The sequence below is a fragment of the Actinomadura alba genome, assembly GCF_014323705.1.
Classification (GTDB): Bacteria; Actinomycetota; Actinomycetes; order Streptosporangiales; family Streptosporangiaceae; genus Actinomadura_C; species Actinomadura_C alba.
The window spans coordinates 53150-73244 of record NZ_JABVEC010000001.1 but is presented as its reverse complement, the minus strand read 5'-3'; the positions used below and the strand labels follow the sequence as shown (position 1 = coordinate 73244).

17 protein-coding genes are annotated in these 20095 nt (G+C 70.1%); 13 read left to right on the top strand and 4 right to left on the bottom strand.

Annotated elements, in window-relative coordinates; genetic code table 11:
• Nucleotides 1-392: 392 nt before the first annotated feature.
• The 8 genes from HKK74_RS00370 (at nucleotide 393) to secD (ending at nucleotide 6647) form a co-directional block, all read left to right on the top strand.
• The gene (locus HKK74_RS00370; protein ID WP_187240885.1) at nucleotides 393-1142 is read left to right on the top strand and encodes a hypothetical protein; all 750 of its coding nucleotides are present in this window, start codon (nucleotides 393-395) and stop codon (nucleotides 1140-1142) included.
• Between the two features lie 10 nt (nucleotides 1143-1152).
• Nucleotides 1153-1686, top strand: a complete 534-nt coding sequence (locus HKK74_RS00365; RefSeq protein ID WP_187240884.1) for a hypothetical protein — start codon at nucleotides 1153-1155, stop codon at nucleotides 1684-1686.
• Between the two features lie 13 nt (nucleotides 1687-1699).
• A complete protein-coding gene (locus HKK74_RS00360) occupies nucleotides 1700-2227 on the top strand; it encodes a hypothetical protein (protein ID WP_187240883.1) in 528 nt (175 codons plus the stop codon).
• Between the two features lie 28 nt (nucleotides 2228-2255).
• On the top strand, nucleotides 2256-2483 hold the full coding sequence (locus HKK74_RS00355) for a hypothetical protein (protein WP_187240882.1): 228 nt from the start codon (nucleotides 2256-2258) through the stop codon (nucleotides 2481-2483).
• A 57-nt stretch (nucleotides 2484-2540) separates the two neighbouring features.
• Nucleotides 2541-3059 carry a hypothetical protein gene (locus HKK74_RS00350; protein WP_187240881.1) on the top strand — a complete coding sequence of 173 codons (519 nt, stop codon included), beginning with the start codon at nucleotides 2541-2543 and terminating at the stop codon, nucleotides 3057-3059.
• Nucleotides 3053-3415: a hypothetical protein gene (locus HKK74_RS00345; RefSeq protein WP_187240880.1), complete on the top strand. Its 363-nt coding sequence runs from the start codon at nucleotides 3053-3055 to the stop codon at nucleotides 3413-3415. Before HKK74_RS00350 ends, HKK74_RS00345 begins: the two co-directional genes overlap by 7 nt.
• Nucleotides 3416-3775: 360 nt before the next feature.
• Nucleotides 3776-4267: a hypothetical protein gene (locus tag HKK74_RS00340; protein WP_187240879.1), complete on the top strand. Its 492-nt coding sequence runs from the start codon at nucleotides 3776-3778 to the stop codon at nucleotides 4265-4267.
• Nucleotides 4268-4355: 88 nt separating this feature from the next.
• On the top strand, nucleotides 4356-6647 hold the full coding sequence (gene secD / locus HKK74_RS00335; protein WP_222721723.1) for a protein translocase subunit SecD: 2292 nt from the start codon (nucleotides 4356-4358) through the stop codon (nucleotides 6645-6647).
• Between the two features lie 25 nt (nucleotides 6648-6672).
• Here the strand turns inward: secD and HKK74_RS00330 are convergent, their stop codons facing one another.
• Nucleotides 6673-7920, bottom strand: a complete 1248-nt coding sequence (locus tag HKK74_RS00330; protein ID WP_187240878.1) for an RNA polymerase sigma factor — start codon at nucleotides 7918-7920, stop codon at nucleotides 6673-6675.
• Entirely contained in the window at nucleotides 7920-8282 is a 363-nt protein-coding gene (locus tag HKK74_RS00325) for a YciI family protein (RefSeq protein WP_187240877.1), read from the bottom strand. The genes HKK74_RS00330 and HKK74_RS00325 overlap by 1 nt, the downstream gene beginning before the upstream one ends.
• A gap of 187 nt (nucleotides 8283-8469) precedes the next feature.
• On the opposite strand from HKK74_RS00325, the gene HKK74_RS00320 reads away from it, so the two are divergent.
• A complete protein-coding gene (locus HKK74_RS00320; RefSeq protein ID WP_187240876.1) occupies nucleotides 8470-9897 on the top strand; it encodes an MFS transporter in 1428 nt (475 codons plus the stop codon).
• Here the strand turns inward: HKK74_RS00320 and HKK74_RS00315 are convergent.
• A complete protein-coding gene (locus tag HKK74_RS00315; protein ID WP_187240875.1) occupies nucleotides 9890-11800 on the bottom strand; it encodes a glycoside hydrolase family 15 protein in 1911 nt (636 codons plus the stop codon). The two genes, HKK74_RS00320 and HKK74_RS00315, sit on opposite strands and share 8 nt — an antisense overlap.
• 275 nt (nucleotides 11801-12075) lie before the next feature.
• On the opposite strand from HKK74_RS00315, the gene ppdK reads away from it, so the two are divergent.
• The 3 genes from ppdK to HKK74_RS00300 all read left to right on the top strand — a co-directional run bounded on the left by ppdK (nucleotide 12076) and on the right by HKK74_RS00300 (nucleotide 16830).
• The gene (gene ppdK, locus HKK74_RS00310; protein WP_312881140.1) at nucleotides 12076-14766 is read left to right on the top strand and encodes a pyruvate, phosphate dikinase; all 2691 of its coding nucleotides are present in this window, start codon (nucleotides 12076-12078) and stop codon (nucleotides 14764-14766) included.
• A 111-nt stretch (nucleotides 14767-14877) separates the two neighbouring features.
• Nucleotides 14878-15579, top strand: a complete 702-nt coding sequence (locus tag HKK74_RS00305; RefSeq protein ID WP_187240873.1) for a YdcF family protein — start codon at nucleotides 14878-14880, stop codon at nucleotides 15577-15579.
• A 45-nt stretch (nucleotides 15580-15624) separates the two neighbouring features.
• Nucleotides 15625-16830 carry a deoxyguanosinetriphosphate triphosphohydrolase gene (locus HKK74_RS00300; protein ID WP_187240872.1) on the top strand — a complete coding sequence of 402 codons (1206 nt, stop codon included), beginning with the start codon at nucleotides 15625-15627 and terminating at the stop codon, nucleotides 16828-16830.
• A gap of 29 nt (nucleotides 16831-16859) precedes the next feature.
• Here HKK74_RS00300 and HKK74_RS00295 read toward each other — a convergent pair whose 3' ends face one another.
• A complete protein-coding gene (locus tag HKK74_RS00295) occupies nucleotides 16860-18149 on the bottom strand; it encodes an ABC transporter ATP-binding protein (RefSeq protein WP_187240871.1) in 1290 nt (429 codons plus the stop codon).
• Between the two features lie 318 nt (nucleotides 18150-18467).
• Here HKK74_RS00295 and HKK74_RS00290 point away from each other — a divergent pair, with 318 nt between their 5' ends.
• Complete coding sequence (locus HKK74_RS00290) at nucleotides 18468-19970, top strand: M1 family metallopeptidase (RefSeq protein WP_246491095.1); 1503 nt, start codon at nucleotides 18468-18470, stop codon at nucleotides 19968-19970.
• Nucleotides 19971-20095 lie beyond the last annotated feature (125 nt).

Below are 20095 nucleotides of genomic sequence, written 5' to 3'. Positions count from 1 at the left end.
GAAGCGTCCGGAACACGTCGTGCGGGATACGGAACGGTAACGGTGCTCGGGGGGCGTCCCACCGGCGTGGGGGCACCGCTCACGCACCAGTCCTTGAGCGCCCCGTCTCTATCGGGCCTATCCCACGCTCGACGTCAGATTCCGGGCCGAGCTGGGCAAACTCGATCTCTCTGCGACATGGCTCGGTCGAGGCCTACTCAACGCAGGCCTCTGGCGTACTCAATCGATCCCCTGTTCCAGTGCCAGGAATTGATGATGCTCGCGCCGAAATGGGGGAGACGTGACAGCTGTGGCGCGCCCCCGGGAATCGGTAGATTCCACCGCAATGTCGGCGATCGCTGACATAGGACGTCCAACGTCCATGGTGGGAGATGCTGAAGAGAGAAGGGCCCATGGTCACAGCTCTGTCTGAAGTCGTCCGCGTCGCCGCGGACGGCGCTCGCGTCTCGGTATCGCTGCCCGCGGAGGCGGGCACCCTGAAGTGGCACGGGGCCACCAGACTTAGCGGTCCCAAGTTCATCCGGCACTTCGACCTCGCGCAGGCCGGTGAGCACAAGGTGATTCCAGAGAAGATCCTGCCGGGTGCGCGTACGGAGATCTTTCGCAGGCGTGGCTTCGATCTGGTGCTGTACGAGGCGGCGGACCGCTCGGACGGCTGCCTTGTCTTCGTGGGGCCGCACAACGAGGCCAGCACGTGGTTCGGCGGTCCTCCTCCGCGTCCCGCGGTCCTGAACCGCATCGTCTCGATGCTGACGTTCGCCGACTCGCCCGCCGGCGCGCGGCTGACCGCAAAGCCCGCCGCGAACCTCCAGCAGCACGGGACCATGCTGGTCGGATCGGACGCGCGCATGACAGTCATCATCAGGGACGCCCGGAACGTGCGGGACGACCTGCCCACCTGGCGGGGTCAGGCGCAGGGAGACGCCGAGGTCTGGCGGAGCCGACTGGACCTGCGCGAGGAGCAGGCGGCCAAGCTGAAGGGGACGCCCTTCGAGTGGCGCTACACGTTCGCGAACGCGACCTCGGTGTTCGATGTCACCTTCCGGAGCGAACCGCCCCCCGGCGTCAGGCTCAAGAGCGCGGTGGAGGAGAACCACGTGAACACCGTGCTGTCCGGTCTGAAGGTCGCCTGGGCGGCGTGACGAGTCCATGATGAGTCTGCCGACCGCCCTCGCCCTTGTCTCCCTGCTCCTGTCCACCTTCGCCGTGCTGGCCGTCGGCGCCGTCTACTCCAGGCTCCGCCTGCTGGAGCGGACCGCGCTGAACCCGCGGAGCGCCCTGCTCGCGGATGAGGTACTGCTGGCGCCGGAGGCGCTGCGGCCCACGGGAGACGAGAGGAACATCCTGGTGCTGCTGCTCAACGACGGCTGCGCCGCCTGCAAGCTCGTGTGGCACGCCGTCTCCGAGTACGCCCCGGCCCGAGATCTCACTGACGTACGAATCGTGGCGCTGTTCGCCTCAGCGGACGCGGCCGGTTCGTTCGACGACGTCCCTGGAGTGGCGAGCACCGTGGACCCCGATCTGTGGGCCGCCCTGTCCGAGGGCTACACCCCCTGTGTCTTTCTGATCGACGATGCGGGCCGCGTGACCGATCGCCGGTTCGTCTACGGCGACACCGACGTTCCCGCCCTCCTCGCCGACCTTGTCTCAGCACCCGAACCCGCCGGGAGTAGCCGTGCGCTTTGACCTGATCCCATCCATGGACACCGCTCCGGCCGACGCCGCCCCGAGTCGGATCCGTGAGCTCATCCCCAACCCTCCGGCGTCACGGCGGACCATGGTCAAGGGCTTGGGGGCCGCGGCGATCGCAGCCACCTTGGTGCCTTTCGACTGGGCCCTCTCCCGTCGCGCGGCCACGGCGCGGGTCGCTCCCTCATCGGAGTGGACCGACCCGCACTGCGGAGGGGTGGGTGGGTACGACGGGCAGTCGAGCAACTGGTGGGAAGGCCCCGCGGTCTGCTACGGCGGCTGGCGCAGGGGAGGCCGCCCCTGCAACGCGGAGAACCGCCACTGGGACGGTCACTTTATCTACTCCAGCCCGTGGTACGAGGACATCTGGTCCCAGCGCAGCACGAACTACTGCAACACCAGGAACGCCTGGCGGTGGTCCACCCCCAGCGGTAACACCTTCCGATGCTCGGACGCCTGGACTCACATCTACTGGGACGACGGGACCAACAAGGCCGGCCTGACCATCGCCGTGTGCTTCGTGGGCGTCTACGGGTAGCCGGCGGATCGCGTGATGAGGAACTTTCGTGACCACTGATTCAGCCACGGCTGCGGATGCGGCAGACGGCCGGCTCCGCCGGGCCCTGCTGCATCCGCTCAGTGTGGCCCTGCCGATCGTGCTCGGAGCCGCCGTTCCAGCGGCGCTGGCCACGGCCGGCCCGGGTGCTCAGGGATCGGTCGGGACCGTGCTGGCGCTCCTGGCGTTCTCGTGGGCGGGCCTCAACGCGGGATACGCCAACTCGGGCTCCACTTGAAGCAACAACTCGGCGTTTCTGCTGAGCGCGCCGGTCTGGCGCGGTTCTGGTCCGCTGATGAGCTTCGGGCTCGGTCTGCAGTTCGGTGCGTTGCTGGTCGCCCTCGTCGGCGCCGTGTTGGGCGGCCTGGTGCAGGTGCTGCTGCCCTTGCCCGTACGGCTCGGGCTGCTCGGCCTGGTGGCGGTGGCCGTGCTGTTGCGCGAGGGCGGGCTGGTGACACTGCCGGTGCCCGAGAACCAACGCCTCGTTCCCGAACACGTGCAGCATCGTGGCCGCCTCGTGGGGACGATCCAGTTCGGGTTCGAGATGGGCACCGGAATGCGCACGTACTCGCCGTCGGCCCTGCCTCATCTGGTGCTGCTGGCCATCCTGCTGGCGCTGCCGTTCCATGGGGCCCTGGCCGCCGGGGCGGGGTTCGCGGCGGCACGCTGGATCATGCCCGCGGTGAGCATCGGTCATGGCGGCGACGGAGCGTGGGAGGAACTGTGGCGGGCTCACCGCAGGCTGCTCGCCGTGGGGACGGCGCTGGCCACGGCGACGGCGCTCGCCACCGGGATCGCGCTGACCGCGTGGTGACGACGCCCGTGGTGACGACGCTCGTGGTGATCTACGATGCGGCCTGCGGCAGTTGTTCCGCCATCGCGGCGCGGTTGTCCGACGTGCTGGTCCCGGCCGTGCTGACCCGATCGTGCCGGGACCCGCACCTTGCCGCCGAATTCCCGGTCCTCGCCGGTCGTCTCGGTGAGCGGCCCTGCCGGCGCCCACTGCTGATCGTGGTCCGTTCCGACGGCCGTGCCGAGGTCGCGAGCGGCCTGCCGATGATGTGGCGCGGCGCGCGGATGGTCGCGCGGGGCCGCCGGCTCGCCGCGATACAACTGGCGCTGTGGATCATGTGGCGGCGGATTCGGGGGCGGCGAGCCGCGCATGGATGATCGCCAGTCGTCCGACGTCATTGCCGGCCGGTGAGGCGGGCCACGATGACGCACCAGAGGTGGCCGCCGGTCTCCCGGACGATGTCGCGCGATGATCGTGGGTAGGCTGCAGGTTGCGTAGTGCCGGGTGAGGGGTGGGTGTGAACAGGCATGGCATCGGCCGGTCGCCGGCCGCGCCGAGTGCTCTCTCGCGGGCGCTGCTGATCCTGCTGGGCTTCGCGGGTCTCTTCGGCTGTTGAGTCTTTCCTTCCCCTGCTCCGCGCCGCCCGGTGCGTGATCGCGTGATCGCGTGTTCGCGCTGATGATGGTGGGTAAGGTGTGCACTGCGTATCGGAGCCGTCGCCGGGGGAGGGGTGGCCTGTGAATGAGTGCGGCGCCGGCCGTCCCGCCGGCTGTGGCGAGCCGGGTACGGCCTCGCGGGTGCTGCTGCTCCTGCTGGGCCTGCTGGGCTTCGTGCTCTCGCCGGCGGTCGCGGCACCAACCGCCGCCGCGGCGGGCCACGCACCGGGTGTCGCGCAGCAGACCGTGTCGCTGAAGAAGTCGCCCTCCCAGGGCGCCCCGCGCGCCTCCAGGGGCGGGCGCGGTTCCGCGAGCACCGAGCGTTCCGGTCATCACACCCACCACACGGCCGCCACGGCGCTCTTGCAGTCCGCGCAGCCCGCACAGCCCGCTCAGCCGACGCAGTCCCCGTACGAGCACGGTGCGGTGCCGGCCGTGCTCGCCTCGGGCACGGGGCTCTCCGCACCGGCGTCCGGCCTCGTCCGGGCCGGCGCCGGCCGCGCCGACCCGGTCCCGGGCGCGCACGTGGGCACCCCCCGCGGCCGGGCACCGCCGTTCTCCACGGATTTCTGACGTCCCTGTCGGCCGGGCGGCCGTGGCCGCCCCGTCACCCGTGGTGTGCCGTGACAGCGGCGGCCGCCGTTCCCGTGGAGGTTCTTCCTTGTCTCGCGCCACCATGGTGCGGGCGCTGCTCGCGCTCGCCGTAATCGCCGGATCACTTTTCTTCGCGTTCACCACGCCCGCCCGCCTCGGACTCGACCTGCGCGGCGGCACGCAGATCGTGCTCGAGACCAAGGATTCGCCGACCGCCAAGGCGAACCAGGAGTCGACCGACCGGGCACTGGAGGTGCTGCGCCGGCGAGTGGACGCCCTCGGCGTGGCCGAGTCCTCGCTGACCAGGTCGGGGGAGCGGCGCATCATCGTCGAGCTCCCCGACGTACAAGATCCCAGAAAGGCGGCCGACGTGATCGGCCGCACCGCCCAGCTCACCGTCCACCCCGTGCTCGGGGTCGAGCAGAACGCCAACGCCAAGCCGGCGGCGGGCGAACGCATCCTGCCGGACGAACAGGGACAGCCCCTCAAGCTGGCCCAGCCGGTGCTGACCGGCCAGGGCATCAAGGGGGCCCAGGCGGGTCTCGACCAAGAGAACATGAGCGGTTGGTTCGTCACCGTCGACTTCCGCGGTAACGGCGGAAAGGCGTGGAAGGACGCGACGGCCAAGGCCGCCTGCTCGCCGATCGGCGACCCGACCCGGCGCATCGCCATCGTGCTCGACGACAAGGTGATCTCCTCGCCGCAGGTCAACGAGACCGTGGCCTGCAACGTGGGCATCGCCGGCGGCTCCACCCAGATCACCGGAAGCTTCACCCCGACAGAGGCCAAGGACCTGGCGGCGCTGATCCAGGGCGGCGCCCTGCCGGTGCCGGTCAGCATCATCGAGCAGCGGGTGGTCGGACCCACGCTCGGTGACGCGGCGATCGACGCCAGCGCCAAGGCGGCAGTCATCGGCGTCATCCTCACCGCGCTGTTCATCATCGTCGTCTACCGCCTGGTCGGAGCGCTCGCGGCGATCGCGCTGGCCTGCTACTCGCTGATCTCGTACGCCACCCTGGTGGCGCTGGGGGCGACGCTCACGCTCCCCGGATTGGCGGGCTTCGTCCTCGCGATCGGAATGGCGATCGACGCGAACGTGCTGGTGTTCGAACGGGCCAGGGAGGAGTACGCCGCCGCCCCGGCGAAGGGGACGCGCCGGGCGCTGTCCACGGGCTTCGACAAGGCGTTCTCGGCGATCGCCGACTCCAACATCACCACCCTGCTCGCCGCCGGTCTGCTGTTCTTCCTCGCCTCCGGCCCGGTGCGCGGCTTCGGCGTGACGCTGTCGATCGGTGTCCTCGCCTCGCTGGTGTCGGCGCTGCTGGTGACCCGGGTGCTCGCGGACCTCGCGATGAGCCGCGGGTTCGTCGCCAAGCGGCCCAAGCTGACCGGCCTCGGCTCGACCGGCCGGGTGCGGGACTGGCTCGACCGCCACAACCCGGACCTGATGGGCCGGCGCCGGATCTGGCTGGGTATCTCCGCCCTGGCCGTCGTGATCGCGGTGACCGGCATCGCGACCCGCGGACTGAACTTCGGCGTCGAGTTCACCGGCGGGCGCCTCGTGGAGTACTCCACCAGCCGGTCCGTGAACGTCGACACGGCCCGCGAAGCGGTCGCCGACGCCGGATTCCCGCGCGCCGTCGTCCAGACCTCGGGCGAGGACGACATCTCCGTACGCACCGAGCAGCTCAACAACGACGAGGAGCGGCGCATCCACGACGCCCTCGCGGAGAAGGGCGGGCAGGTCACCAAACTGCGCGACGAGTTGATCGGGCCCAGCCTCGGCGACGAGCTCCGGCAGAAGGCACTGATCGCGCTGGGCGTGGCGCTGCTGGCCCAGCTCGCCTATCTGGCGGTCCGGTTCCGCTGGACCTTCGGCGCCGGGGCGGTGATCGCGATGCTCCACGACGTGCTGATCGTGACCGGCGTGTTCGCCTGGTTCGGCAAACCCATCGACGGGGTCTTCCTCGCCGCGCTCCTCACGGTCATCGGATACTCGGTGAACGACTCGGTCGTTGTGTTCGACCGCATCCGGGAACTCTGGGGAGCCGACCGGGACGGGAAGTTCGCCGCGATCGCCAACCGGGCATCGCTGCAGACCGTGCCCCGGACCGTGAACACCGGCATCGGCGCGGTGTTCATCCTCGCCGCCCTGGCATTGCTCGGCGGCGACTCGCTCACCGACTTCGCCATCGCCCTGCTCGTCGGCATCGCGGTCGGCACCTGGTCGAGCGTGTTCACCGCCACGCCGCTGGCGATCATCTTCCAGTCGCGCAGCAAGTCGGCGCCGCCACGGCCCAAGAAGAAGCTGGCCGCCAAGCCCCGCCGCGATCCCGCCGACTCGGGAGCCGTCGTGTGACCCGGCCCGCGCGGGCCGCCCGGGATCAGGCCGGCCGGGCGGCCCGCGCCTCGAGGTAGCGCCGCTCGGGCAGGCTCGTCGCCAGCCGGGCGGCGTTCCGGTAGCAGTCGCGCGCCGACGCCCGGTCGCCCGCCATCTCGAGCAGGTGGGCGCGTACCGCGCTCAGCCGGTGGTGCCCGGCGAGGCGGCCGTCGGCGTCGAGGCCGGTCAGCGCCTCGAGCCCGGCCCTCGGTCCCCGCACCATCGCCAGGGCGACGGCGCGGTTGAGCGCCACCACAGGGCTCGGCGCGACCCGCTCCAGCAGGTCGTACAGCGCGAGGATCTGCGGCCAGTCGGTGTCCTCGGCCCGCGCGGCCTCGGCGTGGACGGCGGCGATGGCCGCCTGCAACTGGTAAGGCCCGATCAGTGAACGGGGCAGCGTACCGGTGATGAGGGCGACGCCCTCCTGAATCTGCCGGGCCCGCCATCGCCCGCGATCCTGCTCGGCCAGCGGCACCAGGGAGCCGTCCGGAGCCGTTCGCGCCGGGCTTCGCGCGTCGGTGAGCAGCATGAGCGCGAGAAGTCCGGCCACCTCTCCGTCGTCGGGGAGCAGGTCGTGCACCTGGCGGGCGAGCCGGATCGCCTCGTCGGTCAGTTCCGCGCGGCGAAGCGACGTACCCGTGGTGGCCGTGTAGCCCTCATTGAAGATCAGGTACAGCACGCGCAGGACCGTGGGGAACCGGTCGCCTCGCTCCCGCTCCGACAACGGCCCGAACGTCGCGCCGGCCGCCGCGATGTGCCGCTTGGCCCGGCTGATCCGCCGGGCCATCGTCGTCTCGGGGACGAGGAAGGCAGCGGCGATCTGTGCGGTGGTCAGGCCGCCCACCGCACGGAGGGTCAGCGCGACCTGCGACTCCGGGGTCAGGGCCGGATGGCAGCACAGGAACAGCAGGGTCAGGGTGTCGTCCCGGGCGTAGGACGGCCGGTCGGCGGGCGGTGCGACCAGCTCGTCCGGCGGCACGGCGGCCATGGCGGTGGTCTCCCTGCGCCGCCGTGCGGCGTCGCGGCGCCTCTGGTCGGTCAGCCGCCGGGACGCGACGGTGACCAGCCAGCCGCGCGGATTGCGGGGCGGTCCCTCGGCCGGCCACTGGACGGCGGCGCTGATCAGGGCCTCCTGGAGCGCGTCCTCGGTGGCGTCGAAGTCGTCCCACCGCCGCACCAGCGCGCCGAGGACCTGCGGCGCCAGCCCACGGAGCAGCTCGTCGATCGGAACGTCGCCATGATCGCCCGGCATCACATCTCCAGACCGCCCGGATCCATGATCGGGCGTACCTCCACGCCGCACACGCTCGCGTCGGGGATGCGCGCCGCGATCTCGAGCGCCCGTTCCATGCTGTCGCACTCCACGAGGTCGTAGCCGGCGAGATGCTCCTTGGCCTCGAGGTAGGGCCCGTCTACGACCATCCTTTCGCCGCCCCGGATCCGGACGGACTTCGTCCGCGACCTGTCGGCCAGGATGTTGCCGCCCACCCACTCTCCGGACTCGACGAGTTCCTCGTACAACGCGGAGTGCTCGCGCACCATCCGGTCCCGGTCCTCCTGCGACAGGGCATCCCACGTCTGCGGCGAGCTGTAGATCAACAGCATGTACTTCATGGTCACTCCTCGGGTCGGGCGGCTCCCTCGAGCGGGTGCCCTCTCACGGATGGGTCGAACCTGCGCGGCCGGATGCGACACCGGCGGGTCACCGGCCCGCGAATGTCCATCGGCGACCTCCGGCTTCGACTTCTCTGCGACGGCACCCACCCGGGAGTGCCGGACGGCCCCAAGGAGGACGAACCCGATGAGCTCTTCCCGCAGCCCCCGTCGCGGGCAGATGCTGGGCCTGCTCGCCACGGCCTTTTTCATGACCATTCTGGACGGGACGATTCTGCTCACCGCCCTGCCGAGTATCAAGGCGGACCTCGGTCTGGACGACGCGGATCTGCAGTGGACCGTCACCGCGTACGCGCTGGCCTTCAGCGGGCTGCTGCTGTTCTGCGGCCGCGCCGCGGACCTGCTCGGCAGGCGGCGCGTGTTCATGGCCGGGCTCGTGCTGCGGGTGGCGTCCTCGCTGCTCTGCGGGCTGGCCTGGAGCGGCGAGGTCCTGATCGCCGCCCGTGCGCTGCAGGGCGTCTCGGCGGCGATCATCGCTCCGGCCGCGCTGTCCATGGTGATGGCGGGCTTTCCCGAGGGGCCCGAGCGGAACAGGGCGCTCGGCGTCTGGGGCGGCGTCGGGGGTGTCGGCGCGACGGCCGGCCTGCTGCTGGGCGGTGTGATCACCGACGGACTCGGCTGGCCATGGGTCTTCCTGCTCAACGTTCCCGTCGGGATCGCGGTGTTCGCCCTGGCCCCGATACTGCTGCGGGAGAGCCGCGACCCCGGGCCCGCCCGGGCGTTCGACACCACGGGCGCCCTCACAGTGACCGCGGCGCTCGCTCTGCTCGCGTACATGATCATCACGGTGCCCGAGGCCGGCTGGGCGAGCGGGCGGACCGCCGGCCTGCTCTTGGCGGTCGCCGTGCTGGTGGGCCTGTTCGTCCTGGTGGAGAGCCGCTCGGCGGCCCCGCTCGTGCCGTTGCGGATCCTGCGCTCGCCCGGCCTGGTCGGGGGCAACCTGGTGATCCTCGCGGCCGGCATGACCGTCGACGGCATGCTCGTCACCCTTACCGCGTACGTCCAGCAGCTGCGCGGCTGGTCGGCTCTGCAGTTCGGCCTGGCGGCCGCTGTGATGACGGTGACGTCGGTCGGCGGTGCCCTGTTCTGCCAGCGACTCGTGACCAGGTCGGGGGTACGGTCGGTCGCCGCGGCCGGGACCGTTTTGCTGAGTGCGGCGTGTGTGCTGATGGCCACGGCGGTGGCCGGCGCCGGCTCGACGGGCGTCCTGCTCGTCGGCCTGTTGATCTTCGGTGCCGGAATGGGCGGGGCCTTCGTGTGCGCGCAGATCGCGGCTCTCACCGGTGTCGCCGAAGAGGAGTCGGGGCTGGCCGCGGGCCTGGTCGACACCTCCTTCGCCATGGGGACCGCGCTCGGCGTCGCCATCTGCTCGAGCGTCGCCCTCGCCCGCACCCAGGCCCTCGGCGGCTCGGCACCGCACGCCCTCATCGATGGGTACCAGGCCGCCTTCGGCGCCGCGGCCGTACTCGCCGTGCTCGGGTCGGCCGCCGTGCTGACGCTGCCCGGCCGGAGCGCCACCCGCCCTCCGGCCCGTACAGAGGACGTCCTCAGGTGAACGGCGTGGGGCGCTCGCGCTGCTCGGCCCGGATCACCTGGATCACGGCGTTGATGAGGGACAGGTGGGTGAACGCCTGGGGGAAGTTGCCGAGATGCCGCCCGGTGTGCGGGTCGATCTCCTCGGCGTAGAGCTGCAGCGGGCTCGCGAACGACAGCAGCTTCTCGCAGAGCGACTTCGCCCGCTCCAGCTCGCCGATCATGACGAACGCGGACACGAGCCAGAACGAGCAGATCGTGAACGCGCCCTCGTCCGAGGCGAAACCGTCGTCGATCTCCGACGGGCGGTAGCGCAGCACGAGATCGTCCTCGCTGAGCTCATCGGCGATGGCCAGCACGGTCTCGCGCACCCGCTTGTCCTCCGGTGGCAGGAAGCCGAGGAGCGGCATGAGCAGGGCCGAGGCGTCGAGCGCCGTGGTGTCGTAGTGGGCGGTGAACACCCCGCGCTCGTCCACCGCGTTGGCCAGCACGTCCGCGTGGATCTCGTCGGCCGCCTCCTGCCAGCGCTCGGCCCGCCCGGCGTCGCCCCGGATGCGGGCGAGTTCGGCGCCCCTGCTGGCCGCGACCCAGCAGAAGACCTTGGAGGAGGTGAAGTGCCGGGGTTCGCCGCGCACCTCCCACATGCCGTGGTCGGGCTTGCGCCAGTTGGCCAGGGCCTCTTCGACCTGCTTGATCACGATCGTCCAGAGCCGGTCGTCGAGCCGGTCCCGCTTGCGGACGAACAGGTAGATCGACCCGATGATGGCGCCCCACACGTCGTGCTGAGCCTGCATGTAGGCCGCGTTGCCGATCCGTACCGGCCGTGCGCCGTCGTAGCCGGACAGATGGTCGAGAGTGATCTCGGGGAGCTCGGCCCGCCCGTCGACGCCGTACATGATCTGCAGACGTCCGTCGGCGGCCTCGGCCACGTCGGTGATGAAGTAGAAGAAGTCGTTGGCCTCCCAGTCGTACCCGAGGGTGTAGAAGGCCCACAGCGCCATCGTCGAGTCGCGGATCCAGGTGTAGCGGTAGTCCCAGTTGCGGTCGCCGCCCGGAGTCTCGGGCAGCGAGGTGGTCGCCGCCGCCACCACCGCGCCGGTGGGCGCGTAGGTGAGGCCCTTCAGGGTGAGCGCGCTGCGCTGGAGGTGGCTGCGCCAGGGGTGGTCGGGGAAGTCGCCCCGGTCCAGCCAGTGCTGCCAATGGTGGATCGTCCAGATCATTCGCTCGAGTGCCTCGTCGTAGGCGCGCGGTGGCGCGTGCTCGCTCCACGACAGCGCCACGAAGCGCGACTCGCCCTGCTTGAGCAGGGTGCGGGCGGTCGCGAGCGGGCCTTCGAAGCCGATGTTCATGTCGCTGGTCAGCCGCAGGTTGACGTCGTTTCCGCGGGCGGTCGCCTCGTGGTAGCCGTCGCCGGTGTGCTCCCAGTCGGCCGGCACGAGGCCGTAGTCGAAGACCGGCATGCAGTCCAGCCGGACCTGGACCTGGCCGTTCACGCAGCGCACCATCCGCAGCAGCACATGGTCGGCGTCGTAGTCGGTGGGGGCCCGGCGGTGGGTGTGCGACCGCTCGTCCTCGTGGTGCCAGGGGCCCATCAGGAGCGCGTCGGTGACGACCAGCCAGCCGCCGTGCGTCCACCACGTGGTCTCCATGACCATCGTGCCGGGGATGTAACGCTGTGCTGCGGGTACCTCGACCCCGGCGGGGCCGACCCGGAAGAAGCCGGCGTCCCGGTCCAGAAGGGAGCCGAACACGCTGGGCGAGTCGATGCGCGGCAGGCACATCCATTCCACGCTCCCGCTCGGAGCGACGAGCGCGGTCGCCTCGCAGTCCGACAGGAATCCGAAATCGGCGATCGGCGCGAACGGTCCCGCCGGCCCGCCGACGGAGATCGTGGGCTTCAACAGGTCGCCCGGCTTGTCCATCATCCCCCCAGTATCCCAGCCACGAGGGTGCGGAACGTCCGCGCGATGCAGGAGGTCTGTCGCGTTTGTCCGGATTGGAGTAGACCAGTACTCATAGGCTGACCTGGGCGGACATGCCGCGGAAAGGCGGGCGCCAAGTGAACGGCGATATGCCGGGTACAGTCCCGCCATGGGGAGGCGCAAACAAACCACCCCTGGCCATCATGTACAGCGACGTGCGCGCGGCCGAGGTCGTTTCGCCTCCCACACTAGTGGAACCGGAGCGTGGAGGAGCGCCTGTGCCGAAGTTCGCCTACGACTTCACTGAGGGAAACAAGGACCTGAGGGACCTGCTGGGCGGAAAGGGCGCGAACCTGGCCGAGATGACCAACCTCGGCCTGCCCGTCCCGCCGGGGTTCACGATCACCTCGGAGGCATGCCGCCACTACCTCGACCACGGAAGCGTGCCGGAGGGCCTCGAGGCGGAGATCGACGAGCATCTCACCGTGCTGGAACGGCAGATGGGCAAGCGGCTGGGGCAGCCCGACGACCCGCTGCTGGTGAGCGTGCGCTCGGGCGCGAAGTTCAGCATGCCCGGGATGATGGAGACCGTTCTCAACATCGGCCTGAACGACGAGTCGGTGCACGGGCTGGCCAGGCAGGCCGGCAACGAACGGTTCGCCTGGGACTCCTACCGCAGACTGATCCAGATGTTCGGCAAGACCGTCCTCGGCATCGAGGGCGAGGTGTTCGAGGACGCCCTCGACGCCGCCAAGGAGGCCAAGGGGACCACCGACGACCTCGACCTCGATGCTGAGGACCTCAAGCGGCTGGTCAAGACCTACAAGGACATCGTGGGCGAGCACGCGGGGCGGGCGTTCCCGACCGATCCGCGAGAGCAGATGGATCTCGCCGTCAAGGCGGTCTTCGAGTCGTGGAACGCGCCCCGGGCGATCCTCTACCGTCGCCAGGAGCGCATCCCGGCCGACCTCGGCACGGCCGTGAACATCGTGGCCATGGTCTTCGGGAACATGGGCATGGACTCCGGAACGGGCGTCGCGTTCACCCGCGACCCGGCCTCGGGGCAGAGCGGCGTCTACGGTGACTACCTGCAGAACGCGCAGGGCGAGGACGTCGTCGCGGGCGTCCGCAACACGGTGCCGCTGGCCGAGCTGGAGCAGATCGACAAGAAGTCCTACGACGAGCTGCTCCAGATCATGGAAACGCTGGAGAACCACTACCGCGACCTGTGCGACATCGAGTTCACCATCGAGCGGGGCAGGCTGTGGATGCTCCAGACCCGGGTGGGCAAGCGCACGGCGGCCGCCGCATTCCGCATCGCCACCCAGCTGGTCGACCAGGGGCTCATCGACCTGGACGAGGCCGTCCACAGGGTCAACGGCGAGCAGCTCGCGCAGCTGATGTTCCCTCGGTTCGACGAGTCCCGCACCGACGGGCTCGAGCGGCTCACCCAGGGCATGAACGCCTCGCCGGGAGCGGCCGTCGGAAAGGCGGTGTTCACCTCCGAGCGCGCCGTCGAGCTGGCTCACGACGGCGAGGACGTCATCCTGGTCCGCCGGGAGACCACGCCCGACGACCTGACCGGCATGATCGCCGCTCAGGGGGTCCTCACCTCGCGCGGGGGCAAGACCTCGCACGCCGCCGTGGTGGCCCGCGGCATGGGCAAGACCTGTGTCTGCGGTGCCGAGGAGCTCGAGATCGACCTCAAGGAGCGCCGCTTCGAGGCGCCCGGTGGCGTGGTCGTCGAAGAGGGCGACGTCATCTCGATAGACGGCGGCTCAGGCGCGGTCTACCTCGGTGCCGTACCGGTCGTGAACTCACCCGTGGTGGAGTACTTCGAGGGTGAGCTCGCGGCCGCCGACGGGGACGAGCTCGTGCAGGCGGTGCACCGCCTCATGGGGCATGCCGACGAGCAGCGGCGCCTGCTGGTGCGGGCCAACGCCGACAACGCCGAGGACGCCGCGCGGGCCCGCCGGTTCGGCGCCCAGGGCATCGGCCTGTGCCGCACCGAGCACATGTTCCTCGGCGACCGGCGGCAGCTCGTCGAGCGGCTCATCCTCGCGGACTCCGCAGAGGAGCGCCAGGGGGCCCTCGACCAGCTCGCCCCGCTGCAGAAGCAGGACTTCGTCGAGATCTTCGAGGCGATGGACGGCCTGCCGGTGACGGTCCGGCTGATCGACCCGCCCCTGCACGAGTTCCTGCCCGACCTCACCGACCTGTCGGTCAAGGTGGCCCTCGCTGGCGACGACGCCGATCCCAAGGACCGCACACTGCTCGACGCCGTCCGCCGCCTGCACGAGCAGAACCCCATGCTCGGCCTGCGGGGAGTGCGGCTCGGCCTGGTCATTCCCGGGCTGTTCGCCATGCAGGTCAAGGCCATCGCCGAGGCTGCGGCCGAGCGGAAGCGGGCCGGCGGCGACCCGCGGCCCGAGATCATGATTCCGCTCGTTGGGGCCGTCCAGGAGCTCGAGGCCATCCGCGAGGAGGCCCTCGAGATCCTCACCGCGGTCAAGGAGGAGACCGGCGTCGACGTCCCGGCGCTGATCGGCACCATGATCGAACTGCCGCGCGCGGCGCTCACCGCCGGTCAGATCGCCGAGGCCGCGGAGTTCTTCTCCTTCGGCACCAACGACCTGACCCAGACCACGTGGGGCTTCTCCCGCGACGACGTCGAGGCGTCGTTCTTCGGCCGCTATCTCAAACTGGGCGTCTTCGGTGTCTCACCGTTCGAGACGCTGGACCAGGAGGGCGTCGGCCGGCTCATGCGGGTCGCGGTGGAGGAGGGCCGCCGTACCCGGCCGGACATCAAGCTGGGCATCTGCGGCGAGCACGGCGGTGATCCTGACTCGGTGCACTTCTGCCACGACATCGGGCTCGACTACGTCTCCTGCTCGCCGTTCCGGATCCCGGTGGCGCGGCTCGAGGCCGGGAGGGCGACGATCGAGTCGGGCGGCAGCGACAGCCGCTGACTCACGCGGAAGGTTCGGCTCTCTCCCCGGTCAAACTTCAGGTATGAACCGCCCGGAGGGAGCTGAACCTTCTACGGTCCGGCCCGCGTCTAACGTAGCGTGGCAAGCACGATGACGTTGGAAGTGGAACTCGCCGAGTCCCCGGAGCCGCAAGAGCGGGCCGAGGACGAATCACCGGAGCACCGCCCCAGGCGGCGGCGTTTCCGGCCACTGGTCTGGATCCTGCGGATCTTCGCGGTGCTCCTCGCCGCCGCGATCCTGACACCGGTCGCCGTCGGATGGCGGGTCTGGTACCAGGCGCGGCAGGACGAGCGGCCCAAGTCCGATGCGATCATCGTGCTGGGCGCCGCCCAGTACAACGGACGGCCGTCGCCGACGCTGGAGTGGCGGCTCAGGCACGCCCTCTCGCTCTACCGCAAGGGAGTCGCGCCAGCCATCGTCACGGTGGGCGGCAAGCGCGAAGGCGACAGGTTCACCGAGGCGGAGGCCGGGCGGAACTGGCTGCTGCAGCGAGGCGTGCCGCAGAGAAGCGTCGTGGCGGTGCCCGAGGGTTCCGACACCCTGCAGAGCATGAAGGCGATCGGGACGGCGTTCCAGCGGCTCAAGTGGGACTCGGCGGTCATCGTCACCGACCCCTGGCACGGCCTGCGCTCCAAGCGAATGGCCGAGGGCCACGGGATCGACGCGGCCGCCTCGCCGACCCGCAGTGGGCCGAGCGTCCAGACCCGCGACACCCAGTTCCATTACATCGTCCGGGAGACCGGCGGCTATCTCTGGTACGTCACCGTGGCGCGTGTCACGGGCCGCCAGTAGCCGGACCGGCGGGGCCACGGTCACCGGCTCCTATGCTGAGGAGCGATGAGCGTTTACACGCGTGCCGACCGGGAGCGCTGGGCGCCGGAGCCGGCCAAGCGGCGGGGGCGCACCGCGTTCGAGCGCGACCGCGCCCGTGTGCTGCACAGCGCGGCACTTCGCCGCCTGGCGGCCAAGACCCAGGTGGCCGATCCCACCGACGACTTCCTGCGCACCCGGCTGACCCACTCACTGGAATGCGCCCAGGTCGGCCGTGAGCTCGGCAGGTCGCTCGGCTGCGCGCCCGACCTCGTCGAGACCGCGTGCCTCGCGCACGACATCGGCCACCCGCCGTTCGGTCACAACGGCGAGCTGGCACTCGACGCCGTCGCACAGGGCTGTGGCGGCTTCGAGGGAAACGCCCAGAGCCTGCGCATCCTCACCCGGCTCGAGCCGAAGTCGTTCGCGCCGGACGGCAGGAGCGTGGGGCTCAACCTGACCAGGGCGACACTCGACGCGTCGATGAAGTACCCGTGGACCAAGTCCGAGAACCCGAAGTACGGCGTCTACCTCGACGACGTCGAGGTCGCCCGCTGGGTACGGCAGGGAGCGCCCGACGGGCGGCTGTGCTTCGAAGCGCAGGTCATGGACTGGTCCGACGACGTGGCCTATTCGGTGCACGACCTCGAGGACGCGCTCGTGGCCGGGCACGTACGGCTCGACCAGCTCGCCGACTCCGCCGAGCGCCGCGCGGTGTGCGTGGCGGCGGCGAAGCTCTACAGCGACGCCGAGATCGCGGAGCTTGAGGAGCGGTTCGCCGCGCTGCTGAGGGAGCCGTACTGGCCGAAGACCTATGACGGCACCTCGGCCACCCTCGCCGGGCTGAAGAACCTCACGAGCACGCTGATCGGGCGTTTCTGCCTCGCCGCCGAGGAGGCGACGCGCGCGGTGTACGGCGACGGCGCCCTGTCCCGCTACAACGCCGATCTCATCGTGCCGCGCGCGCAGCGGCTGGAGTGCGACCTGCTCAAGGGGATCACCGCGCACTACGTGTGGAGCCGCCACGAGGTCAACCGGATCCGGCAGCGTGAGCTGATCACCGAGTTGGCCGCGCTGCTGGCCGAGGACGCGCCGCACAGCCTCGACCGGGTCTTCCACGCCGCCTATCTCGACGCGGTCGACGACGCCGACCGGCTCCGGGTCGTGATCGACCAGGTCGCCTCGCTCACGGACACGTCGGCTCTCGCATGGTACCGGCGCCTCACGGCGTGACGCCGCCCGTCGAGTGACGCGCCGGGCCGTCAGCGCCGGACGCGGTCGATCCGGGCGCCGTTGGCATCGAAGACGAGAACGCGATCGAGGTCGACGGTGAGATGAACGACGCTGCCCGTCGTCAGACCCCGGCTCGAGCCGATCCGGAACACCAGGTCGGACCGCCGGTGATGCCCCGAGCGGCCGGCGCTGCTCTTGGCGGCGTCCTCGGCGACGACCGATTCCGGCGTGCCGAACAGACGGCCGAAGGAGGACTTCAGACGTCCGCCGCTGGTCGGCGTGGGCACCTTGGCCGTCGCTTGCTGGGGCGCGGTCACCTCCTCGGGATCGACCGCCGGGATGCCGGCCTCGGCGTAGGCCATCCATTCGTGCCCGTGGAACTCCAGCGCGCGCAGCCTGCCGGACAACGTCGGCCCGGCGCCCGGTTCGGGTACCAGGGTCAGCGCGTCGGGCCGGATGCCGACCACCACGGGTGATCCGTGGCAGGCCATGAAGGCGGACGACCGGGGGTCGCTCCACGGCACGACGAGCCGCTGGCCGCCGAAGTCCAGGATGACCCCGTCGTCCTGCACGGCCCACGCGTTGGCCTGGAGCAGGTTGATGTACGGGGAGCTGAGGAACGCGGCGACGAAGACCGTGGCCGGATCGTCGTAGAGCTGCTGCGGCGTGCCGACGTCCTGCAGCACGCCCTGACGCATGATCGCGATTCGGTCGGCCAGTGTCAGGGCCTCGACCTGGTCGTGCGTGACGTACAGCGTCGTGACGCCGAGCGAGCGGACCAGCGCGGCGATCTCCATGCGCAGCTCGGTGCGGAGGGTCGCGTCGAGGTTGGAGAGCGGCTCGTCCATCAGGAACACCGAGGGCTCACGGATGATGGCGCGGCCCATCGCGACCCGCTGGCGCTGGCCGCCCGACAGCGTGCTCGGCCGGCGTTCGAGCATCGGGTCGAGCCCGAGCGCCTTGGCGAGTTCGACCACCTTCTCCCGCGTTGCGGTGGCGTCGTCCTGCGCGATCTCGAGGGGGAAGGCGAGGTTTCCGCGAACGCTCAGGTGCGGATACAGCGCGCCGTTCTGAAAGACCATCGCCACGTTGCGTTCTCTCGGGTCGAGGTCGTTGGCCAGCGTGCCGTTCAGCATCAGGTCGCCGGAACTTATCTCCTCTAGGCCCGCGATCATCCGGAGAACCGTGGACTTGCCGCATCCCGAGGGCCCGAGCAGCACGAACAGTTCACCATCGCGAACATGCAAACGCAGGTCGTCCACCGCAAGATGCCCGCCAGGGTAGACCTTGCTCACCGCGTTCAGGACCACTTCGGTCACTAAGAGCCACCCGTGTCTCACAGTTGTCATCCCCGAGGTGGAGCGATTACACCGCACGTCGACACCCATGTCCATACCTGCCGGATTTCGAAATCGCTCATCAAAGCAGTAGGCAAAGCCAGCAATCCCTGGAAATCAGGCATTGGAACGATCTCATCCGCGGCCGTCGCGACGTACGCCGTGTCATTCGGCGAACTCGCCGCGCGATGCGGCCGGCCGGGGTTCGCGCGGACCCGTCCGGGAGAAGACCACCTGGTCGACGCCCTGAACGGCGAGCGGCCCGGGGCGCCGACGGAACACAACCCATGAGGAGGTCTTATGCTCATGCAACGCGCACGGCTGATCGCCGTGACCGCCGGTGCGGTCGGCGTGCTGGTGGCGGTGCCGGCGGCGGCGGTCGACAGCGGCTTGGGCGCACCGGGCATCGGCGACGTCTACTACCCCGACTACGGCAACGGCGGGTACGACGTCTCGCATTACGATCTGCGCCTGAAGTACCAGCCGGTCAGCGACCAGCTGGAGGGCACGGCGACGATCCTCGCCACGGCCAAGCAGGATCTGACCCGGTTCCACCTGGACTTCGCGCTCGACGTCAGCGCCGTGCAGGTGAACGGGCAGGACGCGAAGTACGTCGCGTCTGGGGGCCACGAGCTGGTGGTCACGCCGCCGTCGACCCTGCGTGCGGGACGGCCGATGAACGTGGTCGTGCGATATTCGGGCACGCCGTCGAAGGTGAAGATCGACAATCTCACGCCGTGGCAGCGGACAGTGGACGGCGCGGTGGCCGCCAACGAGCCCGAGATGGCGTGGTGGTGGTTCCCGAGCAACGACCACCCGCTGGACAAGGCCACCTATGACGTCTCGGTCGCGGTGCCCGACGGGACCAAGGCGATCAGCAATGGCGTGTTGACCCGCAGGACGAGCCAGTTCGGCTGGACGCGTTTCGACTGGCGGGTGTCGCAGCCCCAGGCCACCTATCTGGCGACGCTCGCGATCGGCAAGTTCGACATGCGCTTCGCCACCACGAAGAGCGGCCTGCCCATGGTGACGGCGTACAGCGACAATCTCGGCAGCGCCGCGGGCGCGGCCAAGGCCAGCGTCGAGCGCACGGGCGAAGTGATCGAGTGGGAGAGCGGCATCTTCGGTCCCTATCCCTTCGACGCGGCCGGCGGCTACGTACCGCAGACCAACGTCCGGTTCGCGCTGGAGACGCAGACCCGCAGCTTCTACAGCCCGGCTTTCTTCGCGCGCGGTTCGAACCTTTATGTCGTGGTGCATGAGAACGCCCATCAATGGTTCGGTGACAGCGTCTCCGTAGCCTCCTGGCGTGATATCTGGCTTAATGAGGGTTTCGCGACCTACGCCGAGTGGCTGTGGTCGGAGAAGCAGGGCGAGGGAACGGCGCAGCAACTGGCCGACTTCACCTATGCCTTCTATCCGGCGAGCAGCTCGTTCTGGAAGGTGAAGCCGGGCGACCCCGGCAAGGGCAAGGAGTTCCACGAGTCGGTGTACGACCGCGGTGCCCTCGCGCTTCAGGCCCTGCGCAACACCGTCGGCGACGCGGCGTTCTTCCGAACCCTGCGCGAGTGGGTCGCGGCGAAGAAGTACGGCAACGCGACGATCACCGAGTTCGTGGCACTCGCCGAGAAGGTCTCAGGGAAACAGCTCGACGAGCTGTTCAAGACCTGGCTGTTCACCTCCGGCCGGCCGGCCGCGCGACCCGCCGCGCACGCGGCCAGGCTGACCGCGAGCGCACCGGAGCGACCGCGGTCGTGGGAGCGGATCCACCGCACGCACGAGCACCTGCACGGGCGGCCTTAGCCCGGCGGGCATGCGTACGGGCATGGGCGTACGGGTGTGAGCCCGGCGAATGCCGGGACGCCCGCCGGATGAGTGGTGTGTTCGGTGGCCGCGCTGTGGGCCATCGAACACACCGGCTCCTTCCG